The 20030-nt window shown below is 43.6% G+C and carries 22 protein-coding genes and 9 pseudogenes; 8 read left to right on the forward strand and 23 right to left on the reverse strand.

Annotated features, from left to right (window positions below; all coding sequences use genetic code 11):
* Positions 1-42 precede the first annotated feature (42 nt).
* Positions 43-657, reverse strand: coding sequence for a helix-hairpin-helix domain-containing protein (locus D368_RS12410; RefSeq protein ID WP_128574845.1), 615 nt, complete (start codon positions 655-657; stop codon positions 43-45).
* Positions 658-714: 57 nt separating this feature from the next.
* Between D368_RS12410 and comER the strand changes: the two genes are divergently transcribed.
* On the forward strand, positions 715-1536 hold the full coding sequence (gene comER, locus D368_RS12415) for a late competence protein ComER (protein ID WP_071391594.1): 822 nt from the start codon (positions 715-717) through the stop codon (positions 1534-1536).
* 68 nt (positions 1537-1604) lie between these two features.
* Here the strand turns inward: comER and D368_RS12420 are convergent, their stop codons facing one another.
* From D368_RS12420 to D368_RS12455, 8 genes are read right to left on the reverse strand one after another with little or no spacing between them, the layout of a single operon-like run.
* Complete coding sequence (locus D368_RS12420) at positions 1605-2342, reverse strand: class I SAM-dependent methyltransferase (protein WP_128574846.1); 738 nt, start codon at positions 2340-2342, stop codon at positions 1605-1607.
* A complete protein-coding gene (rsfS, locus tag D368_RS12425; RefSeq protein ID WP_003152864.1) occupies positions 2339-2695 on the reverse strand; it encodes a ribosome silencing factor in 357 nt (118 codons plus the stop codon). The genes D368_RS12420 and rsfS overlap by 4 nt, the downstream gene beginning before the upstream one ends.
* 17 nt (positions 2696-2712) lie before the next feature.
* Positions 2713-3273 carry a bis(5'-nucleosyl)-tetraphosphatase (symmetrical) YqeK gene (gene yqeK / locus D368_RS12430; protein ID WP_031378934.1) on the reverse strand — a complete coding sequence of 187 codons (561 nt, stop codon included), beginning with the start codon at positions 3271-3273 and terminating at the stop codon, positions 2713-2715.
* Positions 3263-3832, reverse strand: coding sequence for a nicotinate-nucleotide adenylyltransferase (locus D368_RS12435; RefSeq protein ID WP_007408258.1), 570 nt, complete (start codon positions 3830-3832; stop codon positions 3263-3265). Before D368_RS12435 ends, yqeK begins: the two co-directional genes overlap by 11 nt.
* A gap of 10 nt (positions 3833-3842) precedes the next feature.
* Entirely contained in the window at positions 3843-4133 is a 291-nt protein-coding gene (gene yhbY / locus D368_RS12440) for a ribosome assembly RNA-binding protein YhbY (protein WP_003152858.1), read from the reverse strand.
* On the reverse strand, positions 4127-4969 hold the full coding sequence (aroE, locus tag D368_RS12445) for a shikimate dehydrogenase (RefSeq protein WP_031378933.1): 843 nt from the start codon (positions 4967-4969) through the stop codon (positions 4127-4129). The genes yhbY and aroE overlap by 7 nt, the downstream gene beginning before the upstream one ends.
* A gap of 19 nt (positions 4970-4988) precedes the next feature.
* Complete coding sequence (gene yqeH, locus D368_RS12450) at positions 4989-6089, reverse strand: ribosome biogenesis GTPase YqeH (protein WP_031378932.1); 1101 nt, start codon at positions 6087-6089, stop codon at positions 4989-4991.
* A 2-nt stretch (positions 6090-6091) separates the two neighbouring features.
* The gene (locus D368_RS12455) at positions 6092-6643 is read right to left on the reverse strand and encodes a YqeG family HAD IIIA-type phosphatase (RefSeq protein ID WP_050979339.1); all 552 of its coding nucleotides are present in this window, start codon (positions 6641-6643) and stop codon (positions 6092-6094) included.
* Positions 6644-6965: 322 nt separating this feature from the next.
* Between D368_RS12455 and sda the strand changes: the two genes are divergently transcribed.
* Positions 6966-7106, forward strand: a complete 141-nt coding sequence (gene sda / locus D368_RS12460) for a sporulation histidine kinase inhibitor Sda (RefSeq protein WP_003152850.1) — start codon at positions 6966-6968, stop codon at positions 7104-7106.
* A gap of 132 nt (positions 7107-7238) precedes the next feature.
* Here the strand turns inward: sda and D368_RS20160 are convergent, their stop codons facing one another.
* The 3 genes and pseudogenes from D368_RS20160 to D368_RS12470 form a co-directional block, all read right to left on the reverse strand.
* Entirely contained in the window at positions 7239-7373 is a 135-nt protein-coding gene (locus D368_RS20160; RefSeq protein ID WP_003152848.1) for a hypothetical protein, read from the reverse strand.
* Positions 7374-7447: 74 nt separating this feature from the next.
* Positions 7448-8179 (reverse strand): SGNH/GDSL hydrolase family protein, encoded by a 732-nt coding sequence (locus D368_RS12465; protein ID WP_101563110.1) that lies wholly within the window; start codon positions 8177-8179, stop codon positions 7448-7450.
* 69 nt (positions 8180-8248) lie between these two features.
* Positions 8249-8981 (reverse strand): annotated as a pseudogene (locus D368_RS12470) (polysaccharide deacetylase family protein).
* 234 nt (positions 8982-9215) lie between these two features.
* On the opposite strand from D368_RS12470, the gene D368_RS12475 reads away from it, so the two are divergent.
* Positions 9216-9842 carry a TVP38/TMEM64 family protein gene (locus D368_RS12475; RefSeq protein ID WP_012118035.1) on the forward strand — a complete coding sequence of 209 codons (627 nt, stop codon included), beginning with the start codon at positions 9216-9218 and terminating at the stop codon, positions 9840-9842.
* A gap of 15 nt (positions 9843-9857) precedes the next feature.
* Here the strand turns inward: D368_RS12475 and D368_RS12480 are convergent, their stop codons facing one another.
* Positions 9858-10328, reverse strand: coding sequence for a GNAT family N-acetyltransferase (locus tag D368_RS12480; protein WP_015417861.1), 471 nt, complete (start codon positions 10326-10328; stop codon positions 9858-9860).
* Positions 10294-11548, reverse strand: a pseudogene (locus tag D368_RS12485) (MFS transporter). The gene D368_RS12480 and the pseudogene D368_RS12485 overlap by 35 nt, the downstream one beginning before the upstream one ends.
* Before the next feature lie 455 nt (positions 11549-12003).
* Between D368_RS12485 and sigK the strand changes: the two are divergent.
* Positions 12004-12727, forward strand: a pseudogene (gene sigK, locus D368_RS12490) (RNA polymerase sporulation sigma factor SigK).
* 49 nt (positions 12728-12776) lie between these two features.
* Here the strand turns inward: sigK and D368_RS12495 are convergent.
* The 6 genes and pseudogenes from D368_RS12495 to D368_RS12515 all read right to left on the reverse strand — a co-directional run.
* A pseudogene (locus D368_RS12495) lies at positions 12777-12974 on the reverse strand (DUF2634 domain-containing protein); the annotation flags it as partial.
* 88 nt (positions 12975-13062) lie between these two features.
* On the reverse strand, positions 13063-13761 hold the full coding sequence (locus D368_RS12500) for an aspartate/glutamate racemase family protein (RefSeq protein WP_071391591.1): 699 nt from the start codon (positions 13759-13761) through the stop codon (positions 13063-13065).
* A gap of 93 nt (positions 13762-13854) precedes the next feature.
* Positions 13855-14124 (reverse strand): annotated as a pseudogene (locus D368_RS12505) (DUF2577 family protein).
* A gap of 55 nt (positions 14125-14179) precedes the next feature.
* Positions 14180-14297: pseudogene (locus D368_RS20165) on the reverse strand (hypothetical protein); the annotation flags it as partial.
* 272 nt (positions 14298-14569) lie between these two features.
* Entirely contained in the window at positions 14570-14677 is a 108-nt protein-coding gene (locus tag D368_RS12510; protein ID WP_082181728.1) for a winged helix-turn-helix transcriptional regulator, read from the reverse strand.
* A 3-nt stretch (positions 14678-14680) separates the two neighbouring features.
* Complete coding sequence (locus D368_RS12515; protein ID WP_070082139.1) at positions 14681-15532, reverse strand: aldo/keto reductase; 852 nt, start codon at positions 15530-15532, stop codon at positions 14681-14683.
* A gap of 169 nt (positions 15533-15701) precedes the next feature.
* Between D368_RS12515 and D368_RS12520 the strand changes: the two genes are divergently transcribed.
* On the forward strand, positions 15702-16145 hold the full coding sequence (locus D368_RS12520) for a MerR family transcriptional regulator (RefSeq protein ID WP_071391590.1): 444 nt from the start codon (positions 15702-15704) through the stop codon (positions 16143-16145).
* A gap of 197 nt (positions 16146-16342) precedes the next feature.
* Here D368_RS12520 and D368_RS12525 read toward each other — a convergent pair.
* Positions 16343-16522 (reverse strand): annotated as a pseudogene (locus D368_RS12525) (phage major capsid protein); the annotation flags it as partial.
* Positions 16517-17062: pseudogene (locus tag D368_RS12530) on the reverse strand (recombinase RecT); the annotation flags it as partial. The pseudogenes D368_RS12525 and D368_RS12530, both read right to left, overlap by 6 nt.
* A 104-nt stretch (positions 17063-17166) precedes the next feature.
* Here D368_RS12530 and D368_RS12535 point away from each other — a divergent pair.
* The 3 genes and pseudogenes from D368_RS12535 to D368_RS12545 form a co-directional block, all read left to right on the forward strand.
* On the forward strand, positions 17167-18009 hold the full coding sequence (locus tag D368_RS12535; RefSeq protein ID WP_101562293.1) for a sialate O-acetylesterase: 843 nt from the start codon (positions 17167-17169) through the stop codon (positions 18007-18009).
* Positions 18006-18533 (forward strand): PadR family transcriptional regulator, encoded by a 528-nt coding sequence (locus D368_RS12540; RefSeq protein ID WP_101562294.1) that lies wholly within the window; start codon positions 18006-18008, stop codon positions 18531-18533. Before D368_RS12535 ends, D368_RS12540 begins: the two co-directional genes overlap by 4 nt.
* 16 nt (positions 18534-18549) lie before the next feature.
* A pseudogene (locus tag D368_RS12545) lies at positions 18550-19024 on the forward strand (GyrI-like domain-containing protein); the annotation flags it as partial.
* A 59-nt stretch (positions 19025-19083) separates the two neighbouring features.
* On the opposite strand, the gene D368_RS12550 reads toward D368_RS12545, so the two are convergent.
* Complete coding sequence (locus D368_RS12550) at positions 19084-19983, reverse strand: LysR family transcriptional regulator (RefSeq protein WP_063636719.1); 900 nt, start codon at positions 19981-19983, stop codon at positions 19084-19086.
* Between the last annotated feature and the right edge of the window lie 47 nt (positions 19984-20030).

The following is a 20030-nucleotide window of genomic DNA, read 5'->3' on the forward strand; positions in this document are numbered from 1 at the left end:
TTGCTTTTCTAAGTTTACATAGATTTAAGCAGAACCGTCAATTCACTTTACCGTAATGGAAGTTTTTATCCGCTCAAATGACTTTTCTCCAAAGCCTGATACATTCATCAAATCTTCAGCAGTCTGAAACCGTCCGTTTTCTTCTCGGTAGGCGATAATGGCTTCCGCTTTTTTCTGCCCCACCCCGGAAATCGCCTGAAGTTCGTCCAGAGATGCCGTATTGATATTGACAGCTGCATTCTCCTTTTCACCCGCTGCTGTTTTCGGGCGATTCTCCTCTTCACCTTCACTCGGAATATAAACAATCGTCCCGTCCTGCAGCTGCTCTGCTAAATTAATATTCAATTCATCCGCCTTTTTCTTCAGGCCGCCGGCTTTTTCAATGGCTTGCGTCACTCTGTCTCCCGCTTTCATTTCATACACGCCGGGATTTCGGACCGCACCTTTCACATCAATCATAATCTTATCGTCTGCGGTGTCTTTTTTGTCCGCGACGGAGGCTGAGGCTGTTTGGCCGAGCACGGACTGCTGTTTGACCGGCTCTTCCTTTTCAGAACGAAACAGCCAAATACAGATAAAAACCGCCCCTGCCGCAAGACAAGCGCCCAGAATTTTCAGATTCCGCCGCAGCCGCTCCGTCATCATCGCTTTCGTCATATTGCATTGCCTCCCCGCATAAGGTTTAGAGGATTAAGGGAAAAGGAGGGGAATTCATTGAAAATAGGCTTTATCGGCACCGGAAACATGGGAACGATCCTGATTGAATCGTTTATCGAATCAAACGCTGCCGATCCCTCACATATCACCATCACAAACAGAACAATCGAAAAAGCATTAAAACTAAAAGAACGTTTCAGCGGCATCCATGTCACTGAGGATCAGGAAAAACTCGTACAGGATAATGAAATAATATTCATTTGTGTAAAACCGCTGGATATATATCCTTTGCTGAAAAAACTCACACCGCATTTACGGAAAGATCACATTTTAATCTCCATTACCAGCCCCGTTCAGACGGATCAGATTGAACATACGGTTCCGTGTCAGACGGCCCGCGTCATTCCGAGCATTACGAACCGCGCCTTTGCCGGCGTCTCGCTTGTTACGTTCGGCAAAAGCTGCAGCGAGGCTGCAAAAGCGGATATTCAAACGCTGTTCACTCATATTTCAAAACCTGTGGAAATCAGCAGCGGCATTACAAGAGCGGCGTCAGACATTGTCAGCTGCGGGCCCGCTTTTATGAGTTATCTCGTTCAGCGCTTTATTGACGCGGCAGTGGAAGAAACGGACATCACCAAAGAAGAAGCCGTGATTATGTCGACAGAAATGCTTGTCGGTCTCGGAAAGCTTCTTGAAACGGGGCATTACACGCTTCCCGCCTTGCAGGAAAAAGTATGCGTAAAAGGCGGCGTCACCGGAGAAGGACTGAAGGCTCTCGAAAGCGGTGTTCAGGATATGTTCAATCGTGTCTTTCAGCGTACACATGACAAATACGATGAAGATATATCGTTAGTGAAGAAGCAATTTCACGTGTAACTGAGTATGCCATAAAGAGCTTTATCGCGCCAATCGCAAAAAATGCATTTTAAAAACCATCGTTCCGTTTAAACGATGGTTTTTGGTTTGCCTGCCGTAAAGAAAAGACGTTCAGACTCTGTTGAAGGAGGCCGGTCTGTAAAATCAGCCGTCACCTTCTTCAGTTCAAATCCGGTCTCTGCAAGCATTTGTTCATATTCTTCAATGTAAAATGTTTTTTGCTCATGCGTCTCGTCATAGCGGTCATAAGATTGTCCGTTCCATACGAAAAAGGACATATCATGGATGACAGAAAGCTTTTCATCGCCGGCAAAGCTTTGCCAGATATAGCTGATCTGCTCATCCTGATCCGCATGGGTGCTGTCCGGAAAAAGCTCCGTCATTTTATACGGGGAATGGACGTCAAACAGAAGCAGGCCGCCCTCCTTCAAAACTTGAAAAACACTTTTGAAGGTGCTTAAGACATCATTTTTCGTTTTTAAGTAATTTAGGGAATCACAGCAGATGACTACGGCATCAAACTGTTCTTCAAAACCGGAAAGCTTTCTCATATCCTGCTGGAGAAAAAGAATCGGCTTTCCCGTTTTTTTCTGCTGGGCACAGCTCAGCATATCTTCACTCAAATCAATCCCCGTGACTTCGCAGCCTTTTTCAGCAAGCCTGATGGATATTTCTCCGGTTCCGCAGGCAAGATCAAGCACCCTTCCCTTTTCCGGAAGAGACGCTTCGATCCAGCCCGCCCATTCATCATACGGCGCATGGGACATTAACTCGTCATATACACCGGCGAAGCCTTGGTAAATCATGAGTTCAAGCCGAGTTCAAGCTCTGCGAGCGGCGCGTCGCCCCATAGCTTTTCAAGATTATAGTAGCTTCTTTCATCTTTATGGAAAACGTGGACAATGACGTCGCCGAGATCAACTAAAACCCAGCGGGCCTCATCAAACCCTTCCATCTTTTTGACATCAATGCCGTTTTCTTCTGCCTGATCTTTAATTTCACGCGCAATGGCCTGAACCTGTTTATCAGAATTCCCGTGGCAGATTAAAAAGTAATCCGCTACAAGTGAGATTCCTTCCATGTCCAGCGCTAAAATATCTTCTGCACGTTTATCGTCGCATGCTTTTGCCGCGATTTTTAATACGGAAGCTTGATTCATTTTCCATATTCCTCCTGTCATTTTTGAGACACCAGCCAGTTATAGGTTGCAAACGTCTCCGGAAAGACCGGCTGGTTTTTTTTCATCAGAAATATCATTGTATTTTTCATCGCTTGTATGAGCGCTTCGTTCAGATCTGTTTCCGCCAGACGGCGCACCTCTTCCACTCCGGGAAAACGGCGGCCGGGTTCAATGTAATCCGCAACGTAGATGACTTTGTCTAAAAGGGTCATTCCGGGACGCCCTGACGTGTGATAGCGGATTGCATCCAAGATCTCAGGATCAGTGATCCCCGCTTCTTTCTCAGCCAAATACGCTCCCACAGGGGCATGCCACAGCTCGGCATTGTAATCCAAGAGCTCAGCCGGCATTTTTTCCCGCACGATGATCTGCTTCATTTCTTCTTTCGGCCGGAATTTTGCATAATCATGAAAAATAGCCGCCATTTCCGCTTTTTTCGGATCTGCTCCGAACCGGCCTGCGAGAATAACCGCCGTATCTGTCACGCCGATTGTGTGGATGTAGCGATGCTCGGTCAGCTGTTCTTTGACGCAGGCAAGTGCTTCCTCACGATTCATATAAATCATTCTCCTCTATATACTGCCTCACTTTATCCGGCATTAAGTATTGCGTCGGCTTTTTTGCTTTGAGACGTTCTCTCAGCATCGTTGACGAAACGTCAAATTCCGGAACGTCGGCAAAAAGCAGCGGGTACGGGGTCTCAATATGATACCCCGGGCGCCGCACTCCGATAAATTGAATGAGCGTGAGCAGTTCGTCCAGTTTGTACCATTTCGGCAGATATTCAATCATATCCGCCCCGATAATAAAGAAAAGCTTGTCGTTCGGGTGCCGCTCCTTCAGTAAACGGACGGTATCATAGGTATAAGAAGGGCCTTTCCGGTCCATTTCCGCAAGCTCAAGCTTAAAGCCGGAATTAGAGCTGATGGCAAGCTTCAGCATCTCCACCCGGTGCCGGCTGTCTGTAAAGTCTTCATTCTGCTTATGCGGCGGGATTTTATTAGGCATAAACCAAATCTCATCGAGCTCCGCCTGATGAAGGACTTCATTAGCCATCAGAAGATGTCCGTTGTGCGGAGGGTCAAATGTGCCCCCGAATATTCCGATTTTCTTCATGTCAACCACCTTACGGAAGCTCGATTTGTTTATTTTCCTTTGATTCCTTATACAATACGATCGTATTTCCGATCGTCTGCACCAATTGTGAGCGGCTGCCTTTCACAAGCGCTTCTGCGACATCGTTTTTATCGTCTTCGCAGTTTTGAAGCACGCTGACTTTAATCAGCTCTCTTGCTTCTAAAGCCTCTGCAATCTGTTTCACCATGTTTTCGTTGACTCCGCCTTTTCCCACTTGAAAAATAGGCGTTAAATGATGCGCTTTTGAACGCAAAAACCGTTTTTGTTTTCCTGTTAACATTGTGTTCCTCCTAGTTTTTCTTCAACAATTGCTCTCATTAAGCCGCTGTCAGGCTCTTGTTCCGTCCACAGCTTGAAAGACAGTGCAGCCTGTTCCACAAACATGCCGACACCGTCAAGGGTTGTTAAACCTCTTTTTTCAGCTTCTTTTAAGAACGCCGTTTGAATCGGGTTGTATACGATATCACAAACGATGGCGCCCGTTTTGGCCCGTTCCAATGAGAGCGGCACGGCATCCGTTTTCGGATACATGCCGACAGATGTTGTATGAATAATGACGTCATATTGTTCAAGCTGATTTTCAGCTTCTTTTAAAGTAAGGGCGCGTTTCTGCTGAAAAGAGGGAGCAGCAGCAATCAGACTTTCTGCTTTTTCCGGCGTGCGGTTGCAAACGTCAAATTGTTTCGGCTCTCTGCGGACGATCGTCGTAAAAATCGCTCTTGCCGCTCCTCCCGCCCCAATCATGAGGATGGAGAGCTCTGATATCGGTTTGTCCAATACTTTGACTAAGGATTTATAAAACCCATCTCCGTCAGTATTATACCCGATGAGCCTGTCTCCCTCTCTTTTGACGGTATTTACGGCCCCGAGTACTTTCGCGCTTTCATGTATTTCATCCAAATGCTCCATGATCGCGACTTTATGCGGGACTGTGACGTTCACTCCGCAGATGCCAAGCGCCTTGATTCCGTTAACGGCGTCCTTGAGATGACGAGGTTCCACCTGAAACGCAAAATACTGCCCGTTGATGTTCTTATCTTGCAAAGCTGCGTTATGAATATCGGGTGACATTGAATGCCCGATCGGATTTCCGATTACTCCGTACAATTGTTTCATGCTCCCTCTCCCCTTCTCTCTATATTAATGAACGGCGGACAAATACGTGTACGCCTTTCGGAGCGTATGCCGTTATTTTTTTATCTGCTTGCTGCACCGTGACCCAGCCGAGTCCGGAAAAAACGATATCCGTCTTTCCTTCTTTAATCGTAAACGCGTGGGCCGTAAGCTCCGGAAATTCATCCAAATGATCTTTTCCGGGCGGGGTAAGCAGTTCTCCCGCATGCTTTTCGTATAAAGCATCAGCATTTTCAAGCTTTGTTCTGTGAATCATCAATTCATTCGGCATATAGCAGACAAACGCCGTTTTATCGCCTGATACATAGTCAAACCGGGCAAGCCCGCCGAAATAAAGCGTTTGTTTTTCATTCAGCTGAAAAGTGCGCGGCTTCAGTTCTTTTTTCGGTGTCAGCACCTTTAAGTCACGCTTGTCCACGTAATGCGCCATCTGGTGATGGTTAATGATTCCCGGCGTATCATAAAGCGCAGATCCGTCATCAAGCGGGATTTCAATCGCATCAAGCGTCGTGCCCGGAAATTGAGAGGTGGTAATAATATTCTCTTCCCCTGAGACCTCTTTAATAATCCGGTTGATAAATGTGGATTTGCCGACATTGGTACAGCCCACCACATACACATCGCGCCCTTCGCGGTAATGTTCAATGGCGTCAATGACTTCCTTCATCCCTTGTCCGCGGGAAGCGCTGATTAAAAAGACATCAAGGGGTTTTAAGCCGTATTCTTTCGCTTCGCGTTTCATCCATTGGACGAGCCGTTCCCGCTTTACGGATTTCGGCAGGATATCGGCCTTATTACCGACAAGAATGATCGGATTACCGCCGACAAAGCGGTTCAGCCCGTTTATCCAGCTTCCGTTAAAATCAAAAATATCAACGACTTTGACAATTAGAGAGTCAGTATCGCCGATTGTGTGCAAAATATTTAAAAAGTCATCATCCGTTAATGAAACATCTTGAATTTCATTGTAATTTTTCAGTCTGAAGCAGCGCTGACAAATGACATTCTCCTTCGTGAGCGATGCCTTTGGCGCGTATCCGAGACCTTGTTTATCCTCGGTCTGGATCGTTACTCCGCAGCCGATGCAAACAACCTTTTCCATTCCTAATCCTCCCACTGAATATGGCCTTTACGTTTCAAAGAACTCAATATTCTCCGTTCAATCCGGCGGTTAAAGCGCGTCATGACTCCGTCAGAGGAAGCGACAGGCACGACGAGGATCGTATGATACCCGTTTCTGTTTCCGCCGAGAACATCAGTAAGCAGCTGATCGCCGATGACCACACAGTCTTCTTTTTTCAGATCCATGCTGCTGACGGCTCTTTTAAAGGCGCGCCCCATCGGTTTTCTTGCCTTATAAATAAACGGTATGCCAAGCGGCTCCGAGAATAATTTCACTCTTCGTTCATTATTATTGGAGACGATCGTGACTTTAATGCCGTGCTCCTTCATTTCTTCAAACCACTCGATTAATCGAGGTGTCGCACTCGGTCTGTCCCACTCCACAAGCGTGTTGTCAAGGTCTGTAATAATCCCTTTCACATTGCGTTCCTTGAGCTTTTCCGGTGTGATATGAAATATATTTTTCACAAATTCGTCAGGTAAAAAAACTTTTTTAACAAAACCCGCACCCTTCCTTTTCTTTCTATCATCTATATGTCGAAACCTGTCAGATTTAAAAACAAAGTCGGACTCAGTAAAAAATTTCGACAAAAATTGGGTTTCTTCACCAGTTGTGGATAAAATTACACACATTATCCACTCTTATTACATCCGGATTTATCCAGATTATAAACAAGATACTAACAAGTTATCCACTTACGAGTGTGGATAACAGAACGATTGTTCTTATTTGTATTTCATGGTAGATTAAAGATAACCTCACCATGATTGAAACGCAACCTTCCATCATATGCTTGCGTCTGATGATTGATTACAATTGTAAGGAGGTGCCACTCCCATTAATTGGGTCCCCGGCATGAGAAAGCTTTCTGATGAATTACTAATAGAATCTTATTTCAAAGCCAATGAAATGAATTTGAGCCGTGAATTTATCGAGTTAATTGAAAACGAAATCAAAAGAAGATCGCTCGGACACATTATTTCCGTTTCTTCTTAAACAGAAAAAAATTCCCGGGCGAATTTCCTTTTTTTACTCAGATGACTGATATTATATCACTTCGGTTATGCGCATTACTACCACTTTCAACAAAAAACACCCCTAAAATAGAGGTGTTTAAGAGGACGGCTGCTATATATTGAACCAATACAGACCGCCCAGGACGAGAATGACGACGAGCAGCACAACAAAAAATGCGTACCAGTACCCCGCATTCACCCGAGGAGGCGGGCATACAGGATATTGCGGAGGGAAACCGCGGTTCATAGCAATCGCCTCCAATAGATGTTTTTTCTACAGCCTATGAAGCAGAAGCAAAACGGTTTAGGCAGCTGACGGCGTCAGCGTTCCAAAACCCGCCCATTTTTTATGCCTTCAATTAAGATTCTGGCGCCTTTTGGCGTCATATGATTTCCGGAGGGATCTATCAGTCCGGATTGGATCAGCGCCCGGTCTGTATCTTTACCGCCGTCCGCGCGTATAAAGTGTTTCCAGTTATCCACCAGCGGCACTTTCAACTCAGCTGCAACCTGCCTCGTAACGCCGTTATAGGAATTATGCCATTTTCTCGCGCCGCCTTTTTCTTTAAAGGCTGAGGCTTTATATCTCGAATAGTAATAGAGATGATGCGTTCCGTTTCCTTCTATAACCGGGATGCACGTCATTAAAATCGGCTTTATGCCGTGATTTCTGCTTTCGTTTATGAAATAAGTCAGGTTTTCTTTAAACCGTTTCTTTGATACTCGCGGCTGATCTCCCGTCAAAATGCCCGCATCATTTGTTCCGAACATGATAAATAAATATTGGGGCTTACGCTCCAGCACATCGCTTTGAAAGCGCAGGCGCGCATCCTCAGTCGTCTGGCCGCCTATTCCCGCATTTATAACCGTAAGACGGCCGCGTTCCGCTGTTTTTAAAATGTTTACCCACTGCTGCGCCTTCGGATAATCACGATAATCCCAGTTGGAACCGCGCGTATTGCTGTCGCCGAACGTGACAACACTTTTTTCTTTGCCCGCAGCGCATCCTGATAACAGACAGGTTATCGTAATAAAAAGAACAGCAAATTTCATTTTCTCTCCCTCCAAACCTTACCTCCTATGGTACACATCTCTTTGGCGGCTTTCAACGCGGCGCTCTCTTTACTGGATATGAAAAGGACCGGAATCCTGTCCGATCAAATCCGAAACCTTAACAAACGTGTAGCCCTGCTTTTTCAGCTGGGGAATGATTTCTTTCAAAGCCTCAACCGTCTGGCGCCGGTTTCCTCCGCCGTCATGCAGAAGAACGATATCTCCATCTCTGGCATGTGAAACAACGTGCCTGACAATTTTTCCTTTTCCGGGCCTTTTCCAGTCCCTCGGATCTTGGTTCCATGACCACATGATGATATGATAGCCCTCTTTTAAGATGCTTTTGAAAGCCGTCTGATTCAGCGACCCTCCCGGCGGGCGGAATAACTTGTCCCCTTCCGGCTGCAGCGATCTGATATGATGCGCGGAGCTGTGAAGCTCTTGTAAAATGTCTTTGCGTTTTAAACGGTGAAAATAAACATGGTTCATCGTATGGTTGCCGATTTCATGTCCTTCTTCAACGATGCGTTTTGCCGTTATGGGGTATTTGTCTATACGGCTCCCGATACAAAAAAGGTTGCTTTAACATTGTGCTGTTTCAGCACGTCTAACACAGCCTCCGTATAGACAGGATGGGGGCCGTCATCGAAGGTTAAAGATAGCTTCTTTTTTCAGACCTTATATCCCAGTACACGTTTCCCGTCTTCTCCATGTCACTTCTTTTTAAAGATTTCGCATCGGCGGACACGGCAGTGAGACTCGTGAGGACGCATATCATGATGATCAGATGAAAGCATCTCAACGTTTACACCTCCAGTAAACACTACTGTTAACGTGTCCCCTTTTATAAAAAATCATTCTCTGCATCAAATGATGTACATCCCGCTTCCCGCTTGTTTTTGTCCAAACCCGGGTGCCAGCCGTTTCTCATCAAACGGCAAATGCTGATAAATCAAATACGCTTATCGGACAGCTTATTTTAATAGAAGGAGATAGATTTGTGCTGTATACTAATTGACAAGAGGTGAACGTGCAGATGATAAAAAAGGGATTCAGTCTTGCCGTCATCATTGCTGTCGTGATGATCGGCTTTATGCAAAAAGACGTCTGGCTCAGCATGATTCGCGCGGGCGGCATGTACGCCGTGCTTATGAGTATCCTTCTGGTCGCAGCTGACGTATTTTTTCCGATTGTTCCATTCGCCATTATCGCGGCCTTAAACGGAGCGGTTTTCGGGATTGTAAACGGGGTGTGGATTACATTGTCAGGCGCGATGCTCGGAACAATGGCATTGTTTTTTCTCGTCCGGTACGGATTCAGAGACTGGGCCAGAAAAAAGCTGCTGGCTTACCCGGCAGCGGCCCAATATGAAGATTCATTTCATCAGCACGCGTTTACGGCGGTGCTTTTCGGGCGGCTGATTCCGATTATACCGTCGCTTGCCATGAATACCGTCTGCGGGCTGAGTAATATCCGATGGCCGATCTTTTTTTCTGCGTCGGTGCTCGGCAAAATTCCGAACATTGTGATCGTGACCGTCGCAGGCGCTTCATTTACAAGCAACAAACTGCTGTCTTTCGGGATTTACGGAATGTATATGCTCGTCTTAATGGCGGTCATTTATAAGAAGTTTCCCGGCCTTTTAAAAACAACGAAAAAATGAAGCGCGTACCGCCCCCTATTCCGGCGGTACGGCTCCTCTCATTCTGAGAACTTTTCCGTTACATTCTGAACCGATCACTTCCATGTTTTTCTTTCTGTAAAATGACAGAGCCGCTTCATTGCCCGGCGAAACTCTCAGGTGATATTCCGAAACACCGTTCGCTCTGAAAAACTGATTCGCGTATTGATACAGTTTTGTTCCGCACCCCCTTCCCCTCTGCTGCTCAGTCATATAGTAAAGGTGCATATAACCGGTTTTTTGGCTGCGGTAAAATTTGATGGAAGCTTCAAGCTGTCCGATCGGCTGCCCGTTATGAAGAAGCAGCTTAAAATTGTCGGGTGAGTATTTGATTTGGGATGACAGCCACCTGAGATATTCATCCTTATTAAAATGATCCGCCGTGCCAAAGCTGACGAAAAACGAATCCTCACGAAATGAAACGGCCGTCTCTTTATGTTTGTTTACATTGATCCGCTTGAAATACATCGGGAGTCCTCCTTTTTGAGGCCGCAAATAAGAACGAGCATAAAACGGCTGCCAACGCCAGCATAACAGCAGCCCCTGCGATGACGATGCCGCGGACGGAAGAACTGACAGCCGCCGCTCCGAAAACCGCCGTTACCACTATAATGAAGACGGCTTCGACTAATGAATAAAAGCTCCCCACTCTCCCCATGATGTCCACCGGAACATTCTTTTGATAAAACGTCAGAAAGCCTGTATTGGCAAACGCCAGAAAAAAAGCGAGAAGGAAAAATCCGAAAGCAGCCGTCCAAAAAACGTCAGAAAACGCATAAATCATATATCCGGCCGCTGTGAATAAAGAGCCCATTCCCATCAATAAAGAAGCCGGCATTTTTTATTAAAGAACACATTGACAAGCGCCCCCGCAATAATGCCTGCCCCTGAGACACTGACGAGAAAACCGTAATCGGCATCAGTCAGCTGAAGAACCTCTTTTGCAAAAGCGGCTTCAAGCGAATCAAGCGCGGATGGCATAACGGTCATGACCAGACTGAATAAAAATAAATGATCATGACGTTTCGCGCCGTGCGGCTGAAGCGATAGACGAGCTTCCAATCTTCTTTGTACACTGCCAAAGAAAGCTTCTGTGCGGGAGAATGTACGTGGGGCTCATTTTCAAGGTTCGGCAGCATCATCGTAATGAAACCGGACAGCACTAAAGCCGCCGCATTCACCCAAATCGCAAAAATCGGCGTGCCGGCGATAAAAAGCAGCCCGGCCGCAGCCGGCCCGAGGAGAAAAGCCCCTGATTCCGACAAAGCCCTTAGTGAATTGAATCGTTTTCTCCTTTCAGCCGGAATAAGCATCGTCACATACGCCATGGAACACGGACGAAACATCGCATTGGCCATTTGAATCAAAAAAACGATACAATAAATGGAAAATAAAGACCGTACAGTAAACATCAGCGGCAGAACGGCAATGAATGCAGCCCTGATGAAATCAAGCGACATCATCATATTTCGTTTGTTACACCGGTCGATGATGCTGCCCGCCCACCCATTTGTCATCAAAACAGCCGCAGGCCTGATTAAATAAAGGATGGAAACCGCAAAAGCAGACCCCGTTTCTTTTAAGACAATAAGATTAAGAGACAAAAAATAGATCCATTCACCAATATTTGCTATCCCGATTCCGGTTAACAGAAGCATCGGGTACAGCCAAGACTTCCGGTTTTTCATCTTATCCCTCCCTTAGAAATAAAAAACGCCCTCAAGACAATAAAGTCTTGAGGACGGGAAACAGCCCGCTATGCCACCTCAATTCGGTTTGGTGCCGGCCTAAGCCGGGTACAAAGCTTACTCGGTAACAGGAGTATCCGCCGCATCATCCTCGTTTTTCATGATTCCGATGCGAAGCTAAGAGGTTTGTTTCAACACATCCATTCATACTCCTTCACAGCTCCCGGAGCTCTCTGTCATGAATGATATCTGTCTACTCGTCTCTTCAGCGCTTTTCGTTATATTCTTTTCACCCTTACTTTTTTTAACAATATACAGGCTCAATCATAAAAAATCAAGAGGCTGTAAGAAATAAAACCTGCCTTTGATTAATTTCCCTGTACAGACACAAACAGCCTGACTGCCACATACAGTTACATATAGGCTTTTGCCTACATAACTTTGTGGAGGTGAGGATGGTGACAGGTGTTTTTGCAGCGCTCGGGTTTATTGTGAAAGAACTCGTGTTTTTAGTATCATACGTGAAAAATAATGCCTTTCCACAACCGCTCTCAAATAGTGAGGAGAAAAAATACTTAGACCTTATGGCCGAAGGAGATGAACACGCCCGCAATATGCTGATCGAACATAATCTCCGTTTAGTCGCCCATATTGTAAAAAAATTCGAAAACACGGGAGAAGACGCAGAAGATCTGATCTCCATCGGTACAATCGGGCTGATCAAAGGAATTGAAAGCTACTCAGCCGGAAAAGGCACGAAGCTTGCCACATATGCCGCACGATGTATTGAGAATGAGATTTTAATGCATCTGCGCGCATTGAAAAAAACGAAAAAAGACGTCTCCCTTCATGACCCGATCGGCCAGGATAAAGAAGGGAATGAAATAAGCCTGATTGATGTTCTCAAGTCGGAAAGCGAAGATGTGATCGACACCATTCAGCTCAACATGGAACTTGAAAAGGTCAAAAAATATATTGATATTTTAGACGACCGCGAAAAAGAAGTCATCGTCGGCCGCTTCGGGCTTGATTTAAAAAAGAAAAACGCAGCGCGAGATCGCGAAAGAGCTCGGCATTTCAAGGAGCTATGTGTCCCGGATTGAAAAACGCGCGCTGATGAAGATGTTCCATGAGTTTTATCGGGCGGAGAAGGAGAAGCGGAAGAAGAAGGGAAAGTGAGCGAAAAGCCGGATCTGACATTCCGGCTTTTTCTATTTTATCTTTTTCAATCATGACTATGAACAGAATATGCGTAGCGCTCAGTTTGAAGGGACAAATATACAAACTGTTTAATCGCGTCAAGGCCTGTGATGAATTCATTTGTGATACGGCCATTTTCAAAATCTATTTTGTAGGTTTGAGAGGTCTCTATAACTTCGCTGTCATCTTCAATACTATCAAATTCAATTTCTGAGGAAAGGGTCATGATAAGATCACTCGTATAACGTTCCTCCATTTATTGATTGAGAAAATCGCTCCTAAAGAGCGGTTTTAAAATATAAGAAATAATCATTCTAAGAAGAAATCGAAAGCGATTTATTTACTGCTTTTTGAGCATGGATTAAAGTCGTATCAAATAATGGCACTTTTGAATCCTCTGCCTTTACTAATAGTCCAATTTCAGTGCATCCAAGAATGATTCCTTCTGCTCCTCTATCCACCAAATTATTTATGATCTTCTTATAAATGTTTTTGGAAGACTGTTTAATTTCACCCAGACACAGTTCTTGATAAATAATATTATTTATTAATTCCCTTTCCTCATCATTAGGAACAATGACATTAATATCATGAGACGCAACACGCGATTTATAAAAATCTTGTTCCATCGTATATTTAGTACCAAGCAATCCTATTGAGCGAATGTCTTGTCTAATAATTTGTTCTGCAGTTGCATCGGCAATATGCAAAATAGGTATAGTGATCATTTCTTGGATATATCCAAGAACTTTATGCATAGTATTTGTACATATTACAATAAAATCTGCACCTGCTTTTTCTAATGATCTTGCAACTTGACCTAAAGCTTCACCTGCTTTATCCCAAGCCCCTACGGATTGATAATGTTCAATTTCCTTAAAATCAACACTGTATAAAAGGCATTTTGCCGAGTGAAGCCCTCCTAACTTCTTTTTTATTTCTTCATTGATAATTCGATAATACTCAGCTGAAGATTCCCAACTCATTCCGCCAATAAGACCAATAGTTTTCATAACCCACCTCGGATGAAATTTTCAAAATATTATAGTTATTCTATAGCATAGATTAGGTCTTTACAATTATTTATTTTTTCAGGATTATTATCATTAAATTTTATCGAGAATAAAAAATGATTGCCCGCCTTTTAAGGAGACAACCATCAAATTCTCACTCATTTCCAGTTATTCATCTTCTCCAGAGCGCAACCGTATAGGAATAATAATCAAATCAGCAGGTATTATTAATTTGTCATTTTCATTAAGCCTTATTTCAATAGATGAAACGGAAATCACTTCAGCCGGCATAATATCCACCGGTGACTCACATTCAATAAAGTCAGAATATAGAAAAAGAGATGCGACAGTTATGAAAATCATTTTTCTCATTCGTTACTGCATTTTGGTATCAAATGACTTGACTTATAAGTCCTTAACTTGCGTCCTCTCTCAAACGATTCAACGCCGGACGCTCTAAAAACTCCTCAGAAAATCCTTCCCAGGCATACTTCAGTCCCTGCTTTCTTTATGCTGACCTCGATCTGGCTGCCGATGTTTGATCCCTTGTTCCTCGGTTGATAACCTTACAGCTAATGGCTATCATCCTGAAGTTTGTCCTACTGAGGTGATTTTCAACGGTGGAAAAAAGAAAAACTAGTTACTGATTAGTAACTAGTTTTTATCTTAAAAGATTCAAATATTAGGTTTCGGATTTTCTGGTTTAACCATCTCATCACATTGTTCTTCCGTTAATAATGTAAGCTGCACGCAGTCTTTTTAGCATTAACCCTTCCTTATGAACAAACTTGGCATTTTCTAATAATTTTCATACCCGATAAGGTTCTAATTCCCTAAGTTTTCGTATCAATATCCTCTGTGTAATCCATGGAATTAACCTTTTAAGTTCATTAAACTTAACTGTTTTATTAGACAAAGCTTACAGATCGAATTTCATGGCGCCTATCGATTTTACAATTTCAGGATCTCGGTGCGACCCGAAAAGACTTTCTCCTTTATCAAGGGTGGAAATCTTTTCGATATCCTCTAAGCTCAACTCAAAATCAAAAATGTCAAAGTTTTCGACAATCCGTTCTTTGCGCACCGATTTTGGAATCGTAACGACTTCACGCTGAACAAGCCAACGCAGCACGACCTGGGCGACGGATTTATTGTGTTTTTCCGCAATGGAAGTCAACACGCCGTTGCTGAACATGTTATTGCGCCCTTCAGCGAACGGTGCCCATGACTCGTGTTGAACTCCCTGCTCTTTCATAAAAGCAGCACTTTCTTTTTGCTGGCAGAATGGATGCGTTTCGACTTGATTGACGGCTGGCACGATTTCATTATGCATGATCAGATCCATTAGACGGTCGGGATGGAAGTTGCTGACTCCGATTGCCCTGATTTTTCCTTCGCGGTACAGATCCTCCATCGCGCGCCAAGCGCCGTAGTAATCGCCGTATGGCTGGTGAATAAGGTATAAATCAAGATAATCCAGCTGCAGCTTATTTAAAGATTTGGAAAATGCCGCCTTGGCACTTTCATAGCCGGCATCCTGAATCCAGAGCTTGGTCGTAATGAACAGCTCCTCACGCGGTACGCCGCTCCGCTTGATTGCACGTCCGACTGCCTCCTCATTTAGGTAACCGGAAGCAGTGTCAATCAGGCGATAACCGGCCATCAGTGCTTCATATACTGCGTTTTCACATTCTTGAGCATCGGGGACTTGGTATACACCGAAGCCGATAATTGGCATTTTCACTCCGTTGTTTAATGTTACGGTTTGCATTGTAATTCCTCCTATTGTTCAAATGTAGAACGACAAACGGCACGCATCCCGAAAATCGGGCACTGCAGAATGAATTCCGCTGCGGCTGGTTTGCGTTATAATAAGCTTATTACCTTCGTGCAACACGAAGGCAAGCACTTTTTTAAAAATTTTTAAAGGAGGATTACACATGCATACAGTCAAAGAAGCAGCGATGATAACCGGACTCACTGAGCATGCGGTGCGCTTTTACACGGATAAAGGCCTGGTGCCGAGCGTACAGCGCAATAAAAACAATATCCGTTTGTTCGATGAAGAATCAATCAACTGGCTGTTTGGCGTCAAATGCCTCAGGCAATCCGGAATGCCGATTGAAGACATTAAAACGTACGTGAATCTCTGTCTCGAAGGAGATTCGACCATCCCACAACGGTACACACTCATGATGGAGCATAAAGAAGAAGCACTCGCTCAGCTCGAAGAAGCCAAACAGCACATTGCCCATTTGGAACAAAAAACCGCCCTATATCAGGCCATTGTGGAGCACCGCTCTCCTGATACAACTAATCCCGCCAACTGGGAAAAAATACAGCATATGCATAGTGACGTATTTTACTCGCCCACTGTCCGGTAGATGTGAAAGATATTTATGAGCACATCAATGGATCTTAAACTCCTAAATTGGAATCCATATTGAATAGGCTAAGTTTGATGACATGTTATGAGCGATTAAATTTGTTTATACGGCTATAGGGCTGCAAGTCCTTAAATTTTTTCTTAAGGTTACTTTCTATTAATTAGAAATTAATAGAAGTCGCATCTGTATGCGACTTCTTGTTCGATGTTGTTTTCAAGTGTGTCAGAGGTAATGTTAACTTCAGCAATTACTTCTTTTGTGCTTAAGTTAGCTGTGCTAATTGATGGAACAGACTTTTGATCCTTAGTCAGCGCAACTCTTAAAATCGTTGGCGTATCTTGAACCATTCGAATAAAAGTTGAAGCTTGAACAGGCTTGCCATCAAAGGATCGGCTTCTCGCGCGCTTGGTTTTCTGTATTTTCTTTGCTCGAAGGCTCGGAATCGATAATTTCTGAATTGTCTGCTTCATTAATAACTGCTTTTTAGAAAGAATTCCCCACTTACTCAAACCTGCTTTTTATACAGTCTTAAGAGTCATCGCATCCCAGTCATTTTTCCATCCAAATCAGATTTACTGAGTTTCTTTTTGTGTTTCTCCACTTGTACCTTTGTCCAGTACACTGTTTTTCGGAAACCATTTATCAACTCAAAATAAGCTCCATAACCAATCACTACGTCTGAATGCACGCTTTTCAAAATCAATCTCGACCTCCTCAATCAGCGGATTCCACTTCTGCAATTCGCCTTCATGAATCGGTATACAAGTGATGGACTTATATTGGCCTGTTCGCAAAGCAAGCTGTATGTACCCTTTGTATCCTAGCTGGAATTGAGCCTTTCCTCCATAAGGAACTATCCAGGCATACCCTAAGTTTTTATCTATAGGCAGGTCGAGTGTCTGCCACAGGAACGCTTTTCATACATCATAATAAAACCTTATTAAAACTTTACAAGACAAGCTGAATTGACTATAGTCTAATTAGACTAAAATATTGATGTAAAGAAGTGAAAAATCAGATGATAAAGTCTTTTTTAATGTTGGGGCAGTCGAATATGGCGGGCCGTGGATTTTTGAATGAAGTAGACCCTATCTATAATGAAAAAATTAAAATGCTGCGCAATGGACAGTGGCAGATGATGACAGAGCCGATTAATTATGACCGTCCGGTTTCCGGCGTTGGCCTGGCGGCATCTTTTGCAGATGCATGGTCAAAAGCTCATCCCGATGAAGAAATTGGCTTAATCCCGTGTGCGGAAGGCGGCAGTTCATTGAATGACTGGCATCCGGAAGGCATCCTTTTTCAGCATGCTTTGTCCGAAGCCCGCTTCGCCCTCCGTTCCAGTCAAATTTGCGGAATCCTTTGGCACCAAGGTGAGAGTGACAGTTATCGTTCGCTGCATGAAACTTATTACGAGAAATTAACTCTTATCATCGAGACGCTAAGAAACGAGTTGAAACTTGATGATTTACCGTTGATTATTGGAGGGCTTGGTGACTTTCTTGGGAAGACCGGTTTTGGACAGCACGCGACTGAATTTCGACAGGTTAATGAACAATTGCTGCGTTTTGCTAATGAACAACAGAATTGTTATTTTGTTACTGCAGCAGGTTTGACTGCGAATCCTGATGGCATTCATTTAGACGCAGCTTCACAACGTAAATTCGGTTACCGCTATTTCGAGGCTTTTTCGAAAAAGCACCATATCCTGAAACCCATTTCGGGAGAGGAGCAATCACTGAAAGTGAAGGGTGACTATTCTAAAACAGAACAGATTTACCTTCATAGTATGGATTTGGCTTCGGGTGAAATCACGTACGCGGAATTTGAGGCGCGGATGGCGAAGGTGATGAAACCATAATTCCCTTACTTATCCTTGGCTTGCTCATCCAAAACCCCGGAGCTCACGGCTATGAACTTCTGGCCTTAATGGAAAAACGTCATTACAAATACATTGTTAACTTCACGAAAGGTTCATTTTATTACAATCTGCAGCAACTTGAAGAAAAGTGTTTGATTGAACAGATTCAGCGGAAACCCTCAACCAGCGGGCGTGAAATCCGTAACTTTAAAGTCACAGATTCGGGAAGGGCAGAATTTGAAAAATTAATGATCAAATACGGCACCAAATCGGAATATGTGAACCTGCAATTTTATGGGGCGTTACTCTTTGCCGATGAAATCGACAAAAATAAATTACTGGATCTGATCCAATCACAAATTGATCAGACTAAAACTCGAATCGAGCTCCTTGATGAATACCTGTCCATCACTCAAGAAATTCCCGGCACAATCAATTACTTTCGCCGTATGAATGAAAATTCCCGTTCACATCACTTGGTTAATTTAGAGTGGTTCGAAAAATTGAAAGCAGAAATAGAGTGAACTATTGCATAATAAATTTCGCATCGTCGGCATTAAAAAGAGTCCCTATTTTGTTCAAAGGCGTGAATCCTGACATTGCATCGATGTGGGAAAGTTTAGATAAAGCAGCAATCAATCAACTAAAAGAGCTTTCTAATGCAGCGCCTGTAGGACTCATTAGTGCATCCACGAACTTTTCTGAAGGCCGGACAGAGGAAAACGGTGAGCTTGATCACTATATTGGCGCAGCCACAACGAAACATTGCCCAAATCACCTATCACAGCTTGGAGTCCCTGCCTCAACGTGGGCTGTATTCGAAGCAGCCGGATCATTTCCGGATGCACTGCAGGAAGTATGGGGGCGGATTTATTCCGAATGGTTTCCATCGTCACATTATGAACAAATTGAAGGCCCAGAAACCCTGTGGAACGAGCATAAGGATGTAACATCGCCATCTTTTAAAAGTGAAATTTGGATACCCATTTCAAAAAAGGAATATATCTTACAATGAAATTAGAGGAATTAAAGGTTTTAAGGAAGGGGTCTCATCCCTTCCTCTTTTTGCACCGACTATAAAGTCTGAGTTCTTTCCCATAAGTCCGCATATTTTTTTACGATATTTATAAATTCAGCCATCGCTAAGGAATGCCATCTTTTTTTATGATAAGCCACCTGCGTTAAAATACGTGTTTCATCCAAAATCAATCCACTTAATTTGTTTTCTTTCAACTCTTTTTGTACAGTGATCAACGGTAATAACGAAATTCCTAATCCGCACATCACACACTGCTTAATTGCCTCAACACTCCAGAATTCAAAGGTATTCTCCGAAACCAGTCCTTGGTGTTTCATATACTCTTCAAAGTAAGTACGGTAGCTGCACCCATGTTCTGTATATAAAATCACTTCATCAGATGAAAGATAAAAATCATCAAATGGAATATTTTTTAACTGATGATGTTCAGGGAATATCAATATCATTGGCTCAGTTATCAGTTTTTCTATATATAAATCAGCTTCCTCTTGTTCGTACCCCAAAAGAAACGCTAAATCCACCTTCCCATTTCGGAGATCATTTTTTAATTCCCAGCATGTCGATGATTTTAATGTTATTTTCACTTTAGGAAAGAGCTTTTTGAATTCGTGAATAATTGGAGGTAAACGGTAAACCGTTAAAGATTCCGGAGCACCAATAACGAGAGTACCGATCGGTTCATCGTTTGATTGTATTTGTTTTACTTTTTCGGAAATCCTGATCATTTCGTTTGCATAAGGAAACAAAAGTTCCCCCGCTTCAGTTAACAGCATTTTCTTCCCAAAACGATTAAATAACGGTTTTCCTATTTCTTGCTCAATATCTTTAATATGTGAAGTTATGGTCGATTGGGCATAACCCAAATATTCAGCTGCCTTTGTAAATCCTCCCTTTTCCACAATTGTTATAAATGTTTTTAAGTGCCGTATTTCCATCATGTCTCCCCCTTTGAACATCACTAATTCCGATGGAAAAGTTCATA

This window comes from Paenibacillus lentimorbus NRRL B-30488 (genome assembly GCF_000411595.1).
Taxonomy (GTDB): domain Bacteria; phylum Bacillota; class Bacilli; order Bacillales; family Bacillaceae; genus Bacillus; species Bacillus velezensis.

Coding starts and splice junctions, on each gene's coding strand:
- sda (WP_003152850.1), top strand. CDS start 6,966: ATGAGAAAGCTTTCTGATGAATTACTAATAGAATCTTATTTCAAAGCC.
- D368_RS12520 (WP_071391590.1), top strand. CDS start 15,702: ATGCATACAGTCAAAGAAGCAGCGATGATAACCGGACTCACTGAGCAT.
- D368_RS12435 (WP_007408258.1), bottom strand. CDS start 3,832: ATGAAGAAAATCGGAATATTCGGGGGCACATTTGACCCTCCGCACAAC.
- D368_RS12410 (WP_128574845.1), bottom strand. CDS start 657: ATGACGAAAGCGATGATGACGGAGCGGCTGCGGCGGAATCTGAAAATT.
- D368_RS12420 (WP_128574846.1), bottom strand. CDS start 2,342: ATGATTTACCAAGGCTTCGCCGGTGTATATGACGAGTTAATGTCCCAT.
- rsfS (WP_003152864.1), bottom strand. CDS start 2,695: ATGAATCAAGCTTCCGTATTAAAAATCGCGGCAAAAGCATGCGACGAT.
- yqeK (WP_031378934.1), bottom strand. CDS start 3,273: ATGAATCGTGAGGAAGCACTTGCCTGCGTCAAAGAACAGCTGACCGAG.
- D368_RS20160 (WP_003152848.1), bottom strand. CDS start 7,373: ATGAACCGCGGTTTCCCTCCGCAATATCCTGTATGCCCGCCTCCTCGG.
- yqeH (WP_031378932.1), bottom strand. CDS start 6,089: ATGGAAAAGGTTGTTTGCATCGGCTGCGGAGTAACGATCCAGACCGAG.
- D368_RS12465 (WP_101563110.1), bottom strand. CDS start 8,179: ATGAAATTTGCTGTTCTTTTTATTACGATAACCTGTCTGTTATCAGGA.
- yhbY (WP_003152858.1), bottom strand. CDS start 4,133: ATGTTAACAGGAAAACAAAAACGGTTTTTGCGTTCAAAAGCGCATCAT.
- aroE (WP_031378933.1), bottom strand. CDS start 4,969: ATGAAACAATTGTACGGAGTAATCGGAAATCCGATCGGGCATTCAATG.
- D368_RS12535 (WP_101562293.1), top strand. CDS start 17,167: ATGATAAAGTCTTTTTTAATGTTGGGGCAGTCGAATATGGCGGGCCGT.
- D368_RS12475 (WP_012118035.1), top strand. CDS start 9,216: ATGATAAAAAAGGGATTCAGTCTTGCCGTCATCATTGCTGTCGTGATG.
- D368_RS12550 (WP_063636719.1), bottom strand. CDS start 19,983: ATGGAAATACGGCACTTAAAAACATTTATAACAATTGTGGAAAAGGGA.
- D368_RS12480 (WP_015417861.1), bottom strand. CDS start 10,328: ATGTATTTCAAGCGGATCAATGTAAACAAACATAAAGAGACGGCCGTT.
- D368_RS12500 (WP_071391591.1), bottom strand. CDS start 13,761: ATGAAAACTATTGGTCTTATTGGCGGAATGAGTTGGGAATCTTCAGCT.
- D368_RS12515 (WP_070082139.1), bottom strand. CDS start 15,532: ATGCAAACCGTAACATTAAACAACGGAGTGAAAATGCCAATTATCGGC.